18 protein-coding genes are annotated in these 16,453 nt (G+C 71.4%); 9 read left to right on the top strand and 9 right to left on the bottom strand.

Going from position 1 to position 16,453, the window contains the following annotated elements:
• The 4 genes from ACWGKQ_RS45505 to ACWGKQ_RS45490 form a co-directional block, all read right to left on the bottom strand.
• A partial coding sequence (locus ACWGKQ_RS45505) for a biotin carboxylase N-terminal domain-containing protein (RefSeq protein ID WP_308427085.1) occupies nt 1-92 on the bottom strand: 92 nt, incomplete at its 3' end.
• Between the two features lie 54 nt (nt 93-146).
• On the bottom strand, nt 147-1,139 hold the full coding sequence (locus tag ACWGKQ_RS45500; RefSeq protein ID WP_453297960.1) for an aldo/keto reductase: 993 nt from the start codon (nt 1,137-1,139) through the stop codon (nt 147-149).
• A 103-nt stretch (nt 1,140-1,242) separates the two neighbouring features.
• Complete coding sequence (locus ACWGKQ_RS45495) at nt 1,243-2,175, bottom strand: NAD-dependent epimerase/dehydratase family protein (RefSeq protein ID WP_453297959.1); 933 nt, start codon at nt 2,173-2,175, stop codon at nt 1,243-1,245.
• A gap of 25 nt (nt 2,176-2,200) precedes the next feature.
• Complete coding sequence (locus ACWGKQ_RS45490; RefSeq protein ID WP_453297958.1) at nt 2,201-3,124, bottom strand: ScbA/BarX family gamma-butyrolactone biosynthesis protein; 924 nt, start codon at nt 3,122-3,124, stop codon at nt 2,201-2,203.
• Nucleotides 3,125-3,568: 444 nt separating this feature from the next.
• On the opposite strand from ACWGKQ_RS45490, the gene ACWGKQ_RS45485 reads away from it, so the two are divergent.
• Together ACWGKQ_RS45485 and ACWGKQ_RS45480 are read left to right on the top strand one after the other, a co-directional pair.
• Entirely contained in the window at nt 3,569-4,339 is a 771-nt protein-coding gene (locus ACWGKQ_RS45485) for a response regulator transcription factor (RefSeq protein WP_453297957.1), read from the top strand.
• Nucleotides 4,340-4,489: 150 nt separating this feature from the next.
• A complete protein-coding gene (locus ACWGKQ_RS45480; RefSeq protein WP_453297956.1) occupies nt 4,490-5,140 on the top strand; it encodes a ScbR family autoregulator-binding transcription factor in 651 nt (216 codons plus the stop codon).
• Between the two features lie 48 nt (nt 5,141-5,188).
• Here the strand turns inward: ACWGKQ_RS45480 and ACWGKQ_RS45475 are convergent, their stop codons facing one another.
• Together ACWGKQ_RS45475 and ACWGKQ_RS45470 are read right to left on the bottom strand one after the other, a co-directional pair.
• Entirely contained in the window at nt 5,189-5,803 is a 615-nt protein-coding gene (locus ACWGKQ_RS45475; RefSeq protein WP_453297955.1) for a TetR family transcriptional regulator, read from the bottom strand.
• A 322-nt stretch (nt 5,804-6,125) separates the two neighbouring features.
• Complete coding sequence (locus tag ACWGKQ_RS45470; RefSeq protein WP_453297954.1) at nt 6,126-6,806, bottom strand: DUF6461 domain-containing protein; 681 nt, start codon at nt 6,804-6,806, stop codon at nt 6,126-6,128.
• 43 nt (nt 6,807-6,849) lie between these two features.
• Here ACWGKQ_RS45470 and ACWGKQ_RS45465 point away from each other — a divergent pair, with 43 nt between their 5' ends.
• The 4 genes from ACWGKQ_RS45465 to ACWGKQ_RS45450 all read left to right on the top strand — a co-directional run bounded on the left by ACWGKQ_RS45465 (nt 6,850) and on the right by ACWGKQ_RS45450 (nt 10,178).
• The gene (locus ACWGKQ_RS45465; protein WP_453297953.1) at nt 6,850-7,266 is read left to right on the top strand and encodes a hypothetical protein; all 417 of its coding nucleotides are present in this window, start codon (nt 6,850-6,852) and stop codon (nt 7,264-7,266) included.
• 208 nt (nt 7,267-7,474) lie between these two features.
• A complete protein-coding gene (locus tag ACWGKQ_RS45460) occupies nt 7,475-8,413 on the top strand; it encodes a WD40 repeat domain-containing protein (protein ID WP_453297952.1) in 939 nt (312 codons plus the stop codon).
• A gap of 53 nt (nt 8,414-8,466) precedes the next feature.
• Nucleotides 8,467-9,516 (top strand): phosphatidylinositol-specific phospholipase C domain-containing protein, encoded by a 1,050-nt coding sequence (locus tag ACWGKQ_RS45455; protein WP_453297951.1) that lies wholly within the window; start codon nt 8,467-8,469, stop codon nt 9,514-9,516.
• A gap of 101 nt (nt 9,517-9,617) precedes the next feature.
• Nucleotides 9,618-10,178: a GH25 family lysozyme gene (locus ACWGKQ_RS45450; protein WP_453297950.1), complete on the top strand. Its 561-nt coding sequence runs from the start codon at nt 9,618-9,620 to the stop codon at nt 10,176-10,178.
• Nucleotides 10,179-10,222: 44 nt separating this feature from the next.
• On the opposite strand, the gene ACWGKQ_RS45445 is transcribed toward ACWGKQ_RS45450, so the two are convergent.
• Together ACWGKQ_RS45445 and ACWGKQ_RS45440 are read right to left on the bottom strand one after the other, a co-directional pair.
• The gene (locus tag ACWGKQ_RS45445; RefSeq protein ID WP_453297949.1) at nt 10,223-10,921 is read right to left on the bottom strand and encodes an NADPH-dependent F420 reductase; all 699 of its coding nucleotides are present in this window, start codon (nt 10,919-10,921) and stop codon (nt 10,223-10,225) included.
• An 82-nt stretch (nt 10,922-11,003) separates the two neighbouring features.
• Nucleotides 11,004-12,002, bottom strand: a complete 999-nt coding sequence (locus ACWGKQ_RS45440) for a zinc-dependent alcohol dehydrogenase family protein (protein WP_453297948.1) — start codon at nt 12,000-12,002, stop codon at nt 11,004-11,006.
• Between the two features lie 101 nt (nt 12,003-12,103).
• Here ACWGKQ_RS45440 and ACWGKQ_RS45435 point away from each other — a divergent pair, with 101 nt between their 5' ends.
• Nucleotides 12,104-13,036, top strand: a complete 933-nt coding sequence (locus tag ACWGKQ_RS45435; RefSeq protein ID WP_453297947.1) for an AraC family transcriptional regulator — start codon at nt 12,104-12,106, stop codon at nt 13,034-13,036.
• Here ACWGKQ_RS45435 and ACWGKQ_RS45430 read toward each other — a convergent pair.
• The gene (locus tag ACWGKQ_RS45430; protein WP_453297946.1) at nt 13,033-13,710 is read right to left on the bottom strand and encodes a FadR/GntR family transcriptional regulator; all 678 of its coding nucleotides are present in this window, start codon (nt 13,708-13,710) and stop codon (nt 13,033-13,035) included. The two genes, ACWGKQ_RS45435 and ACWGKQ_RS45430, sit on opposite strands and share 4 nt — an antisense overlap.
• A 238-nt stretch (nt 13,711-13,948) precedes the next feature.
• Between ACWGKQ_RS45430 and ACWGKQ_RS45425 the strand changes: the two genes are divergently transcribed.
• Complete coding sequence (locus ACWGKQ_RS45425; protein ID WP_453297945.1) at nt 13,949-15,649, top strand: 2-isopropylmalate synthase; 1,701 nt, start codon at nt 13,949-13,951, stop codon at nt 15,647-15,649.
• Complete coding sequence (locus ACWGKQ_RS45420) at nt 15,646-16,434, top strand: ABC transporter ATP-binding protein (RefSeq protein ID WP_453297944.1); 789 nt, start codon at nt 15,646-15,648, stop codon at nt 16,432-16,434. Before ACWGKQ_RS45425 ends, ACWGKQ_RS45420 begins: the two co-directional genes overlap by 4 nt.
• Nucleotides 16,435-16,453: the final 19 nt, after the last annotated feature.

The raw sequence follows: 16,453 nt of genomic DNA, 5'->3' as shown, positions 1-16,453 counted from the left end.
TAGACGGCCACGCTCGCGATCCCGGCGTCCCGACAGGCCCGGGCCACGCGGACAGCGATTTCGCCACGGTTGGCGATGAGCACCTTGCGCACGATGCCTCAATTCCCTTGAGAGTTCGGATACTTACGGGTGCGGCGGCCGGAGGCTCACCACGCGTACGCCTCGGGCGCCGGCTTGGCCCCGTTCGGGCCGGGCGGCGGGAACAGCTGGTCCAGCTTCGCCAGGGTGCCGGCGTCGAGCGTGATCGTCAGCGCGCGCAGCGAGCTGTCGAGCTGCTCGGCCGTGCGCGGGCCGATGATCGGGCCCGTCACCCCGTCCTGCGCGAGCAGCCAGGCCAGTCCGACGTGTGCGGGATCCTCGCCGATCTCGGCGCACAGCTTCTCGTAGGCCTCGATGGTGTCGCGGTGCTCGGCAAGCAGGCCGGCCGAGTGCCCGGTGGTGCCGCGGGCCGCGCCGCCCTCCTTCAGCTTGCGCAGGACGCCGCCGAGCACACCGCCGTTCAGCGGCCCCCAGGGGATCAGGCCGATGCCGTAGTGGCGCGCCGCGGGCAGCACCTCCAGCTCGACCCAGCGGGTCATCAGGTTGTACCTCGACTGCTCGCTGACCAGACCGAGGAAGTGCCGCGAGCGTGCGGCCTCCTGCGCCTGGGCGAGGTGCCAGCCGGCGAAGTTGGACGAGCCGAAGTAGAGCACCTTGCCCTGCTGGCGCAGTACGCCGAAGGCCTCCCAGATCTCCTCCCACGGCGTGCTCCGGTCGACGTGGTGCATCTGGTACACGTCGATGTAGTCGGTTCCCAGACGCTTGAGCGACGCCTCGCAGGCGCGCCGGATGTTCAGCGCCGACAGATACGACTCGTTGGGCCAACCGCCCGTCGGGAGATAGACCTTGGTGGCCAGCACGGTCTTCTCGCGCCGCCCGCCTCCGCCGCCGAACCAGCGGCCGATGATCGGCTCGGTGGGCTGCTCGCCCGGGCGGGTGCCGTACACATTGGCCGTGTCGAAGAAGTTGATGCCGCGGTCGTGCGCCCGGTCCATGATCGTGTGGCTGTCCGCCTCGGTGGTCTGGGTGCCGAAATTCATCGTGCCGAGTACGAGCCGGGACACGGACAGTCCGCTGCGGCCGAGGTTGGTGTATTCCACGCGTGCCAGTCCTTACGGGTTGTGGTGGATCGGCGACCGCACACCGTGCCGGGGCGGTCGGGTCTCTGGGCGCCGCGCGCCCGGGGGCGCGGCGGGGAGCGGATCAGGCCGCTGCCCTCAGGTCGGGGTACCACTCGTGCATGCGCGCGGCGTCCGCGTCCCATCCGGAGCCCGCCGTCCGGCCCAGGTCGGCCCAGAGCGGCGTGCTGTCGAACCAGTGGTCGGTGGCCAGCATGTCCAAGGCCCGGGTGGTGGCCCCGTTCTCGGTGGGCAGGGCCCGGGCCTGCGCGAGACCTACGCTACAGCGGGCCGGCGGCAGCGACATGCCGGCGGCCACCGCGCGCAACAGCTCGCAGGCCGCGACCGGTTCGGGATACGCCGCGTGGTAGACGGACGACGACAGCCGTTCGCGCGGGGCGAGGCCGATCGCCACGAGCAACGCGGCCAGTTCGGCCACGGCGATGACGGAGAGCCTGGCCTCCCAGCCGATCGGGGTGCCGGGCAGCGTCCGCAGCAGTCGCCGGAGCCCGGGTACGACCCATGCGTCACCGGGCCCGTAGACCAGGTACGGCCGTACGACGATCCCCCCGGCGGCCAGGACGGCGTCCTCGGCCTCGGCCCGGGTCCGTGACGTGGGCGACAGCGGCCTGCGCGGGAGTTGTTCGGGCAGCGCACGGCGAAAGATGCCACGTCCGTAGACGGAGGCGGTGCTGAGGTACACGATGCGGGACACTCCGGCGCGCTGCGCGTCGGCGACGAGCGCGGCGGTCCCCCGGGCGTTGACGGCCTCGTTGGCCTCGGCGCTCCCGCCGATCTGCGAGGCGCAGTGCAACACGACGTCGGCGCCGTCGCACAGGCCGCGCAAGGAGTCCGGGGCCGCCAGGTCCGCCCGGACGATCCGGGCCCGGTCCGCGCCGGGTGCCCGGGGCGTCCTGCGGTGCGAGGCCAGGGTCAGCCGCCCTCCCAGGCCGGCCGCTTCGCGGGTGACGTGGGCTCCGACGAACCCGCCGGCTCCGGTGATCAGGAAGTTCTGCACGTGGGCGCTCCGGTCGCGTCGCGGTTCAGTGGTTGCGCGTCCGGAGGGTGAGGCAGGCGTCGAAGACGGGCCCGCCGCTCTGCAGTCCACCCACCCGCACCTGGACGTCGCCGACGGCGTCGACCCCGATCGGCTCGGCCTCCACCACGCAGGGCTCGTCGAATTCGGCGTACCGCTCGAAGGAGCTGTCCAGTCCGACCACGAGGGCGTCGGGCATGCCGGTGGCGGCGTGGGCGGCCTGCCGGGCGGCTTCCAGGAGCACCATGCCGGGCACGTGGTCCACGGGATGGTCGAAGAAGATCGGGTGATTGCAGTCGACGCGCAGCTCCCATTGGTTTCTGGAGCCGCCCGGGAGCTCGGACAGGACCACGTGCTGCGGGTCGGTGCGGCCCACCAGGGCCGGGTCGATCGGCAGTCCGGGCAGGCGGTCGCAGCGGGTGGGCCGCTCGCCGCGAAGGCGCTGGTAGACGTTGGGCCGTATGCAGTTCATGGTCGCTCCCGCGGTGGCCAGTGCCACGCCGTCGACCATCGCGGTCACTTCGTACCGCATGCCGGCGAGTGCCTTGCCCCGCCGCACGATGTCGTGGCAGACCGCGTGCAGTTCGACCTCGGTCGGTACGGGCGTGGCGACGAACAGGGGCGCCGTGGCGGCGAAGAACATCGACCCCATGAGGAACTGGTTGCCGAACTCGACCCCGAATTCGGCGTGCGCGAGCAGCGCCCCCGTCTGACGAACCGATTCGGCAAGGAGCATCGGGTCCTGGTAGCCGTCTGACTGGGCGAAGAGCGCGTGACCGCGCGGCCACTGGGATCGCACCACGAAGGCGTGCGGTGCGTCCGCCGGCCGCCAGCCGGTGAGCAGGACTTCGGAGACGGCCGCCCGGTGCACGTACTGGCGCGGGACCGTGGTGGTGAACGTGGAGAGAGCGGAGTCGAGCATCGCGGTCATGGCTGGCACTCCTGTCGGTAGTCGGGCAGGAGGGAGCTGCAGTGTGGCAACAGCCCCCCGTCCACACGCTCAATAAAATACAGACAAGTCTGTAGGGGAAAGCAAGTAAAAAGTTCGACCCGGGCGCGGCGCGTAGCGGAGGGTTGAAATCCGCAACCTTCACACACGCTGAGTGTCGCGCCCATCACATCAGGAGACCGAACTACAGGCATCTTTGCCTGTTCTTCGCCATCTCGCTGGAGTGCACGACCTGCGCGGCGAGCTGGGCGCAAATCGCCACTTCTTCACGATCAGACCTGTTCAGATGGCATGTCACGCCCCGGAGAAGCGCATCTGGCCCCTCATTGACAATCAGACAAGTCTGTTTGGTATGTTCCTAGAACATCTGAACTTCGACACGAGCATTTGCCATGGGCCCACGCCCGCACGCTCCAGGAGGACCAGTTGAACCAGCAGGTAGCGAACCTGTCCGACTCCCCAACCGTGCGGCACCACCCCGTGCCCCAGCACACCCACCCGGACGCGCCACGACTGCACGTCCCGGTCGAGCACCCCGCGCTGCGCATCCTGGTCGTCGAGAACGAGGAGCGTTCCGCGAAGGCCCTGGTGCAGGACCTGATCCGGCGCGGGTACCGCGCCGACAGCGTCAACACCGGGAGCCAGGCCCTGCGCGCGCACCGCCAGGCCGACCTGATCCTGCTCGACCTCGACCTCACCGACCTCGACGGCCTGGAGGTCTGCCGGACCATCCGCACGATGAGCGACACCCCGATCATCGCCGTCACGGAACGCGGCAGCGAGCTCGACCGCGTCCTCGGGCTGCAGGCGGGTTCGGACGACTACATGGTCAAGCCCTACGGATTCCACGAACTGCTCGCCCGCATAGGAGCGGTGATGCGCCGGGCCCGACCGTCCCCGGCGGCCCGCACGATCGAGCACGGCCCGCTGCGCATCGATGCCGATGTCCGCAGAGTCACCCTGCACGGCCACCCCGTCGACCTCACGCGCAAGGAGTTCGACCTGCTGTACGCCCTCGCGATCCAGCCAGGTGCCGTCGTCTCCCGGCGGCAGCTGATGTCCCAGGTCTGGGACGATGCCTGGTCGCACAAGGGCCGTACCATCGACACGCATGTCAGCAGCGTGCGCAGCAAGCTCGGATCCAGCCATTGGATCGTGACGGTCCGCGGTGTCGGTTTCCGTCTGGGCAGCCCGTGACCGGGGCCGTACCCGTCCTGGCGCCGGCGGCGGGAGCCGTCGACGCCAGGACGTCCGTCTTTCCCTTCGCACCCCCCTGGTGGGTCCGGCGTATCCAAGTAGAATGCAGACTTGTCTGTATTGATAATCCGCTAGGAGCAAGGAACGGGCATGGCGAAGCAGGAACGCGGAACGCGATCACGGCAAGCGATCCTGGAGGCCGCCGCCGAAGTGTTCGACCTTCGCGGATATGACGCCGCGAGCACGAACGAGATCCTCGCGCGCAGCGGTCTGACCCGTGGTGCCCTGTACCACCACTTCCATTCCAAGGAGTCGATCGCGGCTGCGCTGTTCGACGCGCACAGCGCAGCCCTCGCCGCCCCCGAGCGGTCCACCAAGCTCCAGTCGATCATCGACCTGACCTTCACCTTCGCCGCCCAGCTCCAGCGCGATCCGGTGCTGCGGGCCAGTGTGCGCCTCGCGGTGGAGAAGACGTCGTTCCCGCGTCCGGCCGTCACCCCGTACGAGCAGTCGACCGAGGTCGTGCACGAACTGCTCGACCAGGCCCGGCTGCAGGGCGAGACCCTGCCCGGCCTGGACCTGACCGACGCCACCACCGTCATCATCGGCGCGTTCACCGGACTGCAGGCCATGTCGCACGTCTACACGGAGCGGGGGGACCTGCCCGAGCGCCTCAGCGCGATGTGGCGGCTCCTGCTGCCGGGCCTGGTCACGCCCGGCCTGATCGGCACCCTGCGCGTCACCCCGCCGTCCGACGCCGTCATGGCCGGCGACCTGGCCCGGGCCGAGGCCGCCTCGTAGGCCGCGCCGGGCTCGCGCCCGGTCAGCGGCCGGGCCGGGTGATCGACCCTACGGTCCCAGCACACCCGCGGCGGTGGCCGACGAAAGACCCTCCTCAGGACCGGCGCCACCCGGCCAGGCTTCCGTGAAGAGCGGCAGCAGCGCGTCCCATATCCGCCCGGCGCGCTCCTCGCTCCACCAGTCCGTGTCGGCGTAGCCGAGCGACTCCAGGCCCGCGGTGACCACGACCGCCAGGTCCGCGAGCACCGGCCGGACGGCGCTCGCGGGCGCCTGGGACATGACCTCGGCGTGCATTCGGTCCAGCACTTCTTCCCGCAGCCGCGGCGGGTCCTCGGTGCCGTCGGGCGCCAACCGCAGCCCCGCACGGACCAGTTGATCCTCCATCAGCGCCTTCCCGAGGGTGACGCTGAAGCGCGCCGGCGCGTCCGCGCCGTCCTCGGTGAAACTCTCGTCGGCCATGGCGAGGACACGCTCCTGGGCCTGCGCGTGGACCTCCCCCACCAACTCCGCGATGGAACGGAAGTGGTGGTAGAGCGCACCCCGGGTCACACCTGCGGTGTTGCAGATGTTGACCAGCCCCACGTCGGCGAGCCGACGGGTCGCGATGAGTTCGACGGCGGCACGCACGAGCGCCTGACGGGAAGTCTGCGACCGTTTCTGCATCGCGCATGCCCCTTGCCTGATACGACAGCTCCCAGTACGAGGGCGAGCAGGCGCCGAAAGCGCCTTCACCCGCAAGAACCATACAACCATGCCTGTTTCTTGGGCACCCTCCAAGGCCCTGAATCGCAGATTCCGCCGAGATCGTGCTGGTTCTCGCCGCTGAGCCCCACCAGACGGCAAACTTCCCCACCCTGACCCACTCAACAGACATACAAGTCTGTATGTTCTGCGGGAGCCGACGCGCCCACTTCGCCGACGAGAACTCGGCGCGGGGTGCGGTGCGTACGGTCGCCGGGCGGTGTGCGTGCCAAGGTCGCGGCCGTCAATGCGGCAGGTCGAGGGAAGGACTTCCGCTGACCACTGCCAGCGGCAGCCTGCCGTCCTCCAGCAGGTCGCGCGGCAATGAGATGCCGAAATGCCTCTCGATCACGCCCAGCGACATGGCGATCCGCAGGTGGTGCCGCGCACCGCTGACCTGGAGGCAGTCGCCTGTCGGAAGAATGACGCCCGCCGCTTCCAGCTCCTCCTGGAGCAGATCGGGCCGGGATCCCCAGCGCCTCCGCTCCTCGCCGAGACCGAACGAGCACAGCAACTCGCCGTCGGCGGCGTACGAGAAGAGGGGAGGCGGGTGGAATGCCTGGGGATCGAGGTTCACCGCCTCGACGCCGTTGCGCGAAACGCTCTTGAGGACGTCGTGCCTGGCCCCGGGGGCCTCCCCGTATTCGGCGGCGAACGCCCATCCCTGCGCTTCCCCTACCCGCGCGACGCCGATGTCCGCATCGGTGAGGAGCCCGACGGCTTCCCGGGCGGTCGCCGGCGGTCTCGCGCCGCCCGGTGCAGCGCCGAGCCGGACAGCCAGCTCGTCAGGTGTGATCCCGCGGGCGAAGGTAACGCTGTACTGCCACTCGGACTCCGCCAGCCAGCGCACACCGCGATGTGTCATGTCCTCATCCTGTCGCACGGCTTCCCGTCCAAGCCACCGCGTCGTCTGACGCTCCAGCAAGCCATCGCTACTCAGAGCTCACGACCCGACACTCTCGGCTAACATGACCGCTGTGACCGACCTGCAAGCCGCGCTTTGGGGGCTCTTGGGAAGCGGGGTCGCGGAGGCACTCAACCTCTCGGCGTCCATGCGCCCTACCGGCCCTCGTCGCCGCTGGCGCTGGCCCTGGCGCAACCGCGCCGACCGCCCCATGGTGCTCGTGGCCGTCGCCCTGCGGCTGTTCGCCGGCTTCGGGCTGACCGCGGCCCTGGGCGATTCAGGGCAACTGTCCGACGCCACAGCGGCGTTCACCGTCGGGGTGACCGCTCCGCTCATCGTGGCGAAGCTCTTCCAGTCGATCCCCGTCGCCGAGCCCGGCTCGCCACAGGATCCCGAGGCCCGGCTGCCCGCCTCCCGGCCTGCGAGCGGGGCCGCCGAAGAGGTGCTGGCACCGTCCGGAGGACGCGATGCTGCGAGCTGACACTCTCATGGGCCGCCTGGTCACGGCGCTGTCCGCGCTCCCTCCGGAGGCACCCCCGGTACGGCGGGACCGCCCCTGGAGCCGGCTCGTGGAGGCTCTGGCCGCGCGACCGGGGTACGGCGGGGAAGGCGGGGCCGCCGAACCGCGCAGGACCGCCTCAGGGCGCGGAGTGAGATGGCTCCCCGGCCTCGCCACGACCTTTTGCGTCATGACGACCTGCCTGGCCGCGGCCGCGGCGCAAGGCGTGCTGCCCGACCCCTGGGAGAGGGTCGCACCCAGTCGTCTCCGCGAGGAATCCCCGGCGGAGCGATGGCACTTGGTCAGCAATGGCAGGCTCACCCCGCAACCGCACATCAGCGCGGTGGCGTTCACACCGCCGTACGGTCAGTTGCTGGTGACCCTCTCCGCGGACGAGATGTCGACATGGGACATGACGGACCCGGAACATCCGGAACGTATCGCGTTCGACAAGAGCGACGCGGGCCGGATCACCGCCGTCGGAGTCACCCCTGACGGCCTGACCGTCGTGACAGCGGACGGCCACGGGGTGACGGGACGGAAGGTGGACACCGGAAGAGCCGCGTGGACCCTCCCCGGCGGAGCGGAGGACGTGAAGGCCGTACAGGCGGAGCCGCACACGGTGAAGTTCGCCGCCGACGACTCGACCGGGTCCACGGTGCTGCGGAACGTGGCCGTCGGCAAGGGCCCGAGGGACGGCAGCACGAGCAGGCTGGCCCTGGCAGCCCGGTCCGCGCAGTTCTCCCAGGACGGGCGGACTCTCGCGGTCGCGGATCCCAGCGGCGAGGTACGCCTGTGGGACGTGTCCCGGCCTCGCACACCCAGGATCAAGGGGATCCCGTTCAGCCCCGGCGGCGGCTCGACGACCGCACTCGCGTTCAGCCCGGACGGCCGGCTGCTGGCCACCGTGGACCGCAGTCGCACCGTTCGCCTGTGGGACGTGTCCGACGCCGCGAGGCCGCGATACCTGGGGCGCCCCATTCCGGACGACCAAAGTCGCATCATCACCCTCGCGTTCAGTCCCGACACGCGTCTGCTGGCCACCGTGAGCGCCGACGGAACCGCGAGTCTCTGGTGGCGTATGCGAGTTCCGGAGGCCGATGTTCCCCCAGGGGCTACCACTCAGTAACGAAATGCTTCTACGCTGCCGCCAACTCACCACCAATCCAAGGGAGTTGGGTCATGCGCATACTGAGACGGCTGGCGGCGGTCGTGGGTGCCGGGGCCCTGTTCGTGATGGCGGGCTCCGCCGCGCACGCGGACACGGCCACGGACCTGAACGCGGCGAAGTTCTCCGGGACCACCAGCATCGGCACGCACAACGCGTACGACAAGGGCAAGTACACCTACTGGGCACAGGCCCTGGACTCCGGCGCCTCGCTGCTGGAGCTGGACGTGTACGTCGACAGCATCAGCAAGCGGTGGCGGGTCAGCCACAGCAACCCGTGGGGCGACGACAACAACTGCGAATACGCCAACACCCCGAGCCAGTTGTACAGCCAGAGCACCAGCCAGGACCTCGGCAGCTGCCTCGACAACATGGCCGCCTGGGAGCAACTGCACCCGGACCACGCGCCCATCGTCGTCAAGGTCGAGATGAAGGTCGGGTTCAACCAGACCATCGGTCTCGGGCCCACCGCGTTCGACACGCTGGTCTCGCAGAAGCTGGGCAGCAGCGTGTACAAGCCGGCCGACCTGCTCGGCTCGTCGTACTCCACGCTCGACGCCGCCGCCAAGGCCGACGCCTGGCCCACCCGTGACCAGCTGAAGGGCAAGTTCATCTTCGAACTGATCCCTGGCACGGTGGAGGAGGCCAACCCGTTCGACCACTACTGGACGGACCAGGAGTACGGGGACCACCTGCGGGATCTGTACGCGGCCGGGAACATCTCGCAGGCCCAGGCCTTCCCGGCCGTACTCGGCGCCGCCGGCGGGGATCCCCGGACCAGCAGGTACGACGCCTCCATCCAGCCCTGGTTCGTGTTCTTCGACGGCGACGCGGCGACGTACGTGAACAACGGCTACGACACGTCGTTCTACGCCACCAACCACTACATCCTGATCATGACGGACGCCTACAACGTCTCACCGGCGATCTCCTCGACGGCCCCGACCGACGCCGAGGTCGCGGCCCGGCTCGCACTGCTGGCCGCCGACCACGCCAGCATCATCACCTCCGACTGGTCGACGAAGTCGGCGGCCGTGCTCAGCGAGGTGGCGGCCCGGGGCTGACAATTCACGCGCGCACGCGGATCCCTCCCGGCGTGTCGGGGCATACGACATACGCAGTTGCAATTCGTGTCACCCCACTGGCACCCAGGGAGCCCCCGCACATGCTGCACGGAATCGACGTGAGCGCGTACCAGTCCTCGGCCTACGACACGGACGGCCTCTCCTTCGTCTTCATCAAGGCGACGGAGGGGCATTCGTACGTCAACCCCAAACTGGCCGCCCAGACCAAGACCGGACGCGACGCCGGACTGGTCGTCGGCTACTACCACTTCCTCTGGCCCGGCGACCTCACCGCCCAGGCCGAGTACTTCGTCGGACACGCCCCCGAGAAGGCGGGCGAGATCCTCGCCGTCGACTGGGAGACCACCGGCGACGGCACCCACGCGAGCAACGCCGAGAAGGACTCGTTCATCCGCAAGGTGAAGGCGCTACGACCGGACAACCGCGTGATTCTCTATACGAATCGCAACTACTGGCTGACGATCGACACGACCTCGTACGCGGGCGACGGCCTCTGGATCGCCGACTACGTCAGCGCCGGCCACCCCCGCATCAAGGCCGACTGGCGTTTCCACCAGTACACCAGCGACCCGCACGACAAGGACGTGGCCGACTTCGCCGACAAGGCCGACCTCAAGGCCTGGGCGGCGAAGGACGACTGAGCCGGCCCCGGCGCACACGCGCCGGGGCGGTGCGGGCGGAGCCGTCAGCCGCGGAAGCCCTCCGTGCGCTCCGGGGACGCCTCCGCCAGGGCCTTCCGCACGCCCTCGGCGTCCGCCCGCAGGCCGTACACCGGGGTGCCCGGCTGCTGGCGCCAGGAGTCGTCGATGCCGCCGTTGTCGACCGTGTCGAAGCCGAGTTCGTCGATCAGGGCGAGCACGACCCGCTTGGCTTCCGCGTCGTCGCCGGAGACCGGGAGGGCCTGGCGGTCGGGGTCCCCGGCCGGGAGGTGGCGGTCCAGGATGTCCTGGGCGAAGGTGCCGTTGAAGGCCTTGATCACGGGGTGGCCGATCTGCCGCTCGGTCCAGCGGCTCTCCGTGATGCCCTCGTCCTCGATGCCGGCGATCCGGCCGTCCCGCTCCCGCGGGTAGTAGTTGTTGGTGTCGATCACGGCGACGTTCTCCGCGGCGCCGTCCAGGAGGCCGGACGGCAGGTCCGGGACCGCCTTCACCGGGACCGTGACCACCACGACCTCGGCGCCGCGCGCGGCCTCCTCGGCCCGTACCGGCGTCGCGCCCGTCTCCTCGGCCAGTGCTGCGAGCGTCTCGGGGCCCCGCGAGTTCGCCACGGACACGTCGTGGCCGAGGGCGGTCAGCCGCCGGGTGAGGTTGCCGCCGATGTTGCCCGCGCCGATGATGCCGATCTTCATGACACGCCTTTCGAGAGTCCATGCACTCGCATACATACGCTGCTGTGCGGCGGCAACCTCGGACGCTCGTGGCCTATTCCACGGCTGGGCCGAGCGGGTGAGCTCCCGGTCCCGGCCCTCAGATCCGTACGACGATCTTGCCCATGTGGGTGTTGGACTCCATCAGGCGGTGCGCGTCCCGGATGCGGTCCAGGCCGTCGAAGACCTCGCCCACCAAGGGCCGCAGCGATCCGTCGGCCAGCCCGGAGCCGATGTACCGGGCGGCACGGCGGCGCCCGTCCGCAGTGCCGGTCACGACGAAGTTGCTGTAGCCGTGGACGGTCAGCGGCCAGGCCCGGGGCAGCTCGATCGGCCCTTCGGACAGCCAGCCGTAGCTGATCATCCGGCCGTCGGCGACCACCGCCCCGCCCAGCTCCCGGAAGAACGCACCGCCGACCGCGTCCAGCACGATCTCCACGCCCCGCCCGCCGGTCAGCCGCCGGGCCTCGGCGACCACGTCCTCCCGGTCGCTGACGACGACGTGCTCCGCGCCCAGGTCGAGCAGCCGCTGCCGCTTGCCGGCGGTGCGGGTGACGGCGATCGGGACCGCCCCGGCGCGCCGGGCGACCTGGATCGCGGCGGTGCCGGCCCCGCTGGACGCACCCGTGATCAGTACCTGGTCGCCGGCCGTCATCCCGGCCCGCCGGACGAGCGCACCGTACGCCGTCGTGTACGTGAGCCACACGGCCGCAGCCGTCACCGCGTCCAGCCCGGCAGGGCGTGGCACCAGCGCGCTCTCCGGCAGCAGCACCCGCTCGCCGTACACCCCGTGGGCGCTGAGGTCGAAGTTCGCGGCCGTCAGCACGAGGTCGCCCGGCGCGAAGTCCGTGACCCCGGCGCCGACGGTCTCGACCACGCCCGCGGCCTCGTAGCCGTTGCGCGAGCCGGGCAGGGCCGGACGGTAGTAGTAGGTCCCGGAGCGGAGCATCGCCTCGGCCCGGTTGAGCCCGAGCGCCTCGACGCGGACGACCGCCTCGCCGGGCCCGGGCGCCGGAAGCTCGACGTCTGCGACGGTCAGCACGTCCGGGCCGCCGAGTTCGTTGAAGAGCACTGTCCGTACGGACGTTGTCGATGTCATGCCGTCGACGCTATGCAGCACGGTCAAGACGCTCCATGTCCGTCCGGCTCGTTTTCATGTCCGTACGTCTTCCGGCCGCCGCATCCCCGTATGTTGGTGCGATGGACGTTCTCAGTGACGCGGTGGCCGCGATGCGCACCGGCCGGCCGCACTCGGCGCGCCGCGACAAGCACGCGCCGTGGGGGGTGCGGTTCGCGGCGGCGGACGAGGCCGGATTCCATGTCGTGCTGCGGGGTGCGGCCTGGCTCCTTCCGGAGCAGGGCGAGCCGGTCCGGCTGGCCCCGGGTGACGTGGTGTTCCTCCCCCACGGCCGGCGGCACGCGCTCGCCAGCGGTCCCGACGTCCCCCTCGCGGAGGTACGACTGCTGCCGGACGGCACCTGGTCCCCGCTCCCCGCCGGGGAGACGCCGGCGGGCTGCCCCGACACGGTCACCCTGTGCGGCACCTACCGCTTCGACCGCACCCGCGCCCACCGGCTGCTCGCCGAGCTCCCCGACGTCGTGCACATCCCCGCGCGGGTCGGCAGGCACCGCTCGCTGCGCGCGGCGGTGGAGCTGATCGGGATGGAGCTGGAGGACCGGGACCCGGGCGCGGACGCGATCGTCACGTCACTGCTCGACACCCTGCTGCTGTACATCCTGCGCGCCTGGTGGGAGGACGAACGCGAGGCCGGCCGGAACGGCGGCTGGGCGGGCGCGCTGGCCGACCCGGCGGTGGCGGCGGCCCTGCGCGCGATCCACGGCGACCCGGCACACCCGTGGACGGTCGAGGAACTCGGTGCCACCGGCGGCCTGTCCCGTGCGGCGTTCGCCCGACGTTTCACCGCCCTGGTCGGCGAACCCCCGCTGGCCTATCTCACCTGGTGGCGCCTGACCACGGCCGGCCGGCTCCTGCACGACGACACCCTCACCCTGCGCCGGATCGCCGAACGCACCGGCTACACCTCGGAGTTCGCCTTCGCCAAAGCCTTCAAACGCGAGTACGGCGTGGCCCCGGGCCAGTACCGCAGAGCCGCCGGCAGGCCCACCGGCTAACCCGCGAACGGATCCGCCAGTTCCGCCCGCAGTACCTCCGCCGCCGCGTCCGCGTCGCCCTCGGCCACCGCGCGGACCAGCGCCTCGTGGGCGGCGTCCCCGGTGTCCGGGTCGGCGGTGCGCAGGCCGGTCAGCGCCAGCAGTTCGATCAGCCCTTCCCGGAGCACCGGCCTGAACTCGGCGAACAGGTCGGTGAGCACGGGGTTGTGCGCGGCGGCGACCACGGCCGCGTGGAAGGCGATGTCGGCGTCGACGAAGGCCGCGTCGGCCGCGGCCCCCGCCGCCCGGCGGCCCGCCAGCGCCGCCTCGATCGCCGTCACGTCCTCGGCCGTACGACGCTCCGCGGCCAGCCGGGCCGCGTGCACCTCGACCGCCGTCCGGACCTCGTACACGTCGGTCACCGCGGCCCGCCGCAGCCGCGTCGGCCAGTCCTCGGCGGCCTCGGTCGCGATGACGAAGACGCCCGAGCCCTGCCGGGGCCGCACCAGCCCGGCTCCGGCGAGCGCGCGCAGCGCCTCGCGGACCGTGGAGCGGCCCACGCCGAGTTCCTTCGCCAGGGTCGTCTCGCCGGGCAGCCTGGTGCCGACGGGCCAGGCGCCGCCGGTGATCTGCGCACGCAGCCGGGCGGCGGCCTGTTCGACCAGGGGGCTCGGACGGACGGGACCGAGGGCCATGCGGTGTCACCCACTCTTCTGCGAACGCTTCTCTGCGGACGCTCTTCTGCGGACCAGGAAGGTCTCACAGGAATTCTCACTTGTCTGAGGACCTGAGGAGTCGCTAGCGTACCGGCCATGACGTTCCGCGGTCTTCTTCTCGGCTGCCGCGGCGGGGCCTGACGCGACCGGCACCCCGCCGCGGGGCGCCGTGCTGCCGGTCACCGTCCGACCGACGCGCCGAGAGGCAGCAGCCCCGATGACCCTCCTGTGGAATCCCCAGCAGCCCAGCCCCATGCCGTACCACCGCTACCGCCCCTTCCACGAGCGGGTGGACGTGCCGGTGGCCGGGCGGAGCTGGCCCGCCGCCCGGATCGAGCGCGCCCCGCTGTGGGTGCCGGTCGACCTGCGGGACGGCAACCAGGCCCTCGCCGAACCGATGGACACCCCGCGCAAGCGCCGCTTCTTCGATCTGCTGGTCCGGCTGGGCTTCAAGGAGATCGAGGTCGGCTACCCGTCCGCGAGCCGGACCGACTTCGACTTCGTACGGCACCTGGTGACCGGCGGGGCGGTGCCCGACGACGTGACGCCCGTCGTCTTCACCCCGGCCCGCCCGGACCTGATCGACCGGACCTTCGACGCGATCGAGGGGATGCCGCGGGCCGTCGTCCACCTGTACATCGCCACCTCTCCGGTGTGGCGGGAGGTGGTGCTGCGCCGGGACCGCGCCGAGGTGTGGCGGACGGTGCGCGAGGCGGCCGTGCACATGGCCCGCCGGGCCGGGGACGCGCCCGGCATCCGCTTCCAGTTCTCGCCGGAGACCTACAACCTCACCGAACCCGACTTCGTCCTCGAACTCTGCGACGGGCTCACCGGCTTGTGGGACGCGAGCCCCGACCGGCCGGTCACCCACAACCTGCCGGCGACCGTCGAGATCGCCACCCCGAACGTCTACGCCGACCAGATCGAGTACGCCCACCGCCACCTCGCCCGCCGCGACTCGGTGATCCTCTCCGTGCACCCGCACAACGACCGCGGCACCGGCGTCGCCTGCGCGGAACTCGCCGTGCTGGCCGGCGCCCAGCGCGTGGAGGGCTGCCTGTTCGGCAACGGCGAGCGCACCGGCAACGTCGACCTGGTCACCCTCGCCCTCAACCTGTTCGCCCAGGGGGTGGACCCGATGGTCGACTTCGGCGACATCGACGCGGTCCGGGAGACGGTCGAGGCCTGCAACCGGCTCCCCGTGCACCCGCGTCACCCGTACGCGGGCGAGCTCGTCCACACCGCGTTCTCCGGCACCCACCAGGACGCGATCAGCAAAGGGCTGGAAGAACATGCCCGCCGGGCCGCGGAGTCGGGGATGCCCGGCTCCCGGGCCTCCTGGTCCGTCCCCTACCTGCCGGTCGACCCGGCCGACCTCGGCCGGTCGTACGAGGCCGTGATCCGGGTCAACTCCCAGTCGGGGAAGGGTGGTTCGGCGTACCTCCTGCGCACCCAGCACGGCATCGACCTGCCGGAGCGGATGCGCCCCGAGTTCGCGCGCCTCGTCCAGGAGGCGACGGACGCGAGCGGCCGGGAGGCCACGCCGAAGGAGCTGTACGACCTCTTCCGCGCCGCCTACCTGTCCGAAGGCGCCGACGGCGAGGTCCGGCTCGACTCCTGGTCGGTGCACGAGGAGGCGCCGGGCCGGCACCGCTTCGTCTGCACCCTGCGCACGGCCGGCCGCACCGGCGACCACGAGGGCACCGGGCCCGGCGCGCTGACCGCCTTCGCGGACGCGCTGACCGGCGCGGGACACGCCACCGAGATCCTGGCGGCGACCGGCAGCGGGCCGTACGCCTTCGCCGAGTGCCGGGTGAACGGGACGACGGCGCTCTGGGGCGCGGCGCAGGACAGCTCGCCGCTGGCCGCCGCGGTGGGCGCGGTGCTGTCCGCGGTGAACCGGGCGGCGGTGCGATGAGCGTCGTCCTGCGCGCGGACGACGTGCACGTGGTGCGCGACGGGCGACCGATCCTCCAGGAGGTGTCGCTGACCGTCCGGGCCGGCGAGCACTGGGCGCTGCTCGGGGCCAACGGGGCCGGGAAGTCCACCCTGCTCGCCCTGCTCGGGGCCCTGGTGCACCCGACGCGGGGCACGGTGGAGGTACTCGGCAGCCGGCTGGGCAGGGTGGACCTGCGTGAGCTACGGACGCACGTGGGCCATGTCGACCCCCGCCACTCGCCGGCTGGACCGCTGCGGGTCCGGGACGTGGTGCTGACCGGGCTGACCAACTCCGTGGCGCCGCTGCCGCGGTGGCGTCCGACGCCGGAGCAGACGGCACGCGCCGACCGGCTGACCGGGACGCTGGGGCTGGCCGCGCACCGGGAGGCCCGCTGGCCCACGCTGTCGCAGGGGCAGCGCGGCCGGACCCTGATCGCCCGCGCCCTGATGCCCGAGCCGCGGCTGCTGCTGCTCGACGAACCGGCCACCGGCCTGGACCTGCCGGGCCGGGAGCACCTGCTCACCGCCCTGGACGCGCTGCGCCACGGCCATCCGCACCTGGCGACCGTGCTTGTCACCCACCACCTGGAAGAGCTCCCGGCGGGCACCACCCACGCCCTGCTGCTGCGCGAGGGCCGCGCGCTGGCGCAGGGCCCGGCGGCCGAGGTGCTCACCGTCGACCGGGTCGGCAGGTGCTTCGACCTGCCGCTGACCCTGGAACGGCACGGCGGCCGCTGGACCGTCCGCGTCGAACCCAGGGCATGAGAAAGGGGGCCCGCGATCC

It is taken from the genome of Streptomyces sp. NPDC054770 (assembly GCF_053611985.1).
Note: the sequence above shows the minus strand (reverse complement) of the source record. Positions and strands in the feature narration are given on the sequence as shown.

Bases quoted from the DNA above. Each gene is read 5' to 3' on its own strand.
- ACWGKQ_RS45435 (WP_453297947.1), top strand. From the start codon at position 12,104: ATGGACGTTCTCAGTGACGCGGTGGCCGCGATGCGCACCGGCCGGCCG.
- ACWGKQ_RS45430 (WP_453297946.1), bottom strand. From the start codon at position 13,710: ATGGCCCTCGGTCCCGTCCGTCCGAGCCCCCTGGTCGAACAGGCCGCC.
- ACWGKQ_RS45455 (WP_453297951.1), top strand. From the start codon at position 8,467: ATGCGCATACTGAGACGGCTGGCGGCGGTCGTGGGTGCCGGGGCCCTG.
- ACWGKQ_RS45460 (WP_453297952.1), top strand. From the start codon at position 7,475: ATGACGACCTGCCTGGCCGCGGCCGCGGCGCAAGGCGTGCTGCCCGAC.
- ACWGKQ_RS45490 (WP_453297958.1), bottom strand. From the start codon at position 3,124: ATGACCGCGATGCTCGACTCCGCTCTCTCCACGTTCACCACCACGGTC.
- ACWGKQ_RS45450 (WP_453297950.1), top strand. From the start codon at position 9,618: ATGCTGCACGGAATCGACGTGAGCGCGTACCAGTCCTCGGCCTACGAC.
- ACWGKQ_RS45465 (WP_453297953.1), top strand. From the start codon at position 6,850: ATGACCGCTGTGACCGACCTGCAAGCCGCGCTTTGGGGGCTCTTGGGA.
- ACWGKQ_RS45420 (WP_453297944.1), top strand. From the start codon at position 15,646: ATGAGCGTCGTCCTGCGCGCGGACGACGTGCACGTGGTGCGCGACGGG.
- ACWGKQ_RS45480 (WP_453297956.1), top strand. From the start codon at position 4,490: ATGGCGAAGCAGGAACGCGGAACGCGATCACGGCAAGCGATCCTGGAG.
- ACWGKQ_RS45445 (WP_453297949.1), bottom strand. From the start codon at position 10,921: ATGTATGCGAGTGCATGGACTCTCGAAAGGCGTGTCATGAAGATCGGC.
- ACWGKQ_RS45425 (WP_453297945.1), top strand. From the start codon at position 13,949: ATGACCCTCCTGTGGAATCCCCAGCAGCCCAGCCCCATGCCGTACCAC.
- ACWGKQ_RS45475 (WP_453297955.1), bottom strand. From the start codon at position 5,803: ATGCAGAAACGGTCGCAGACTTCCCGTCAGGCGCTCGTGCGTGCCGCC.
- ACWGKQ_RS45440 (WP_453297948.1), bottom strand. From the start codon at position 12,002: ATGACATCGACAACGTCCGTACGGACAGTGCTCTTCAACGAACTCGGC.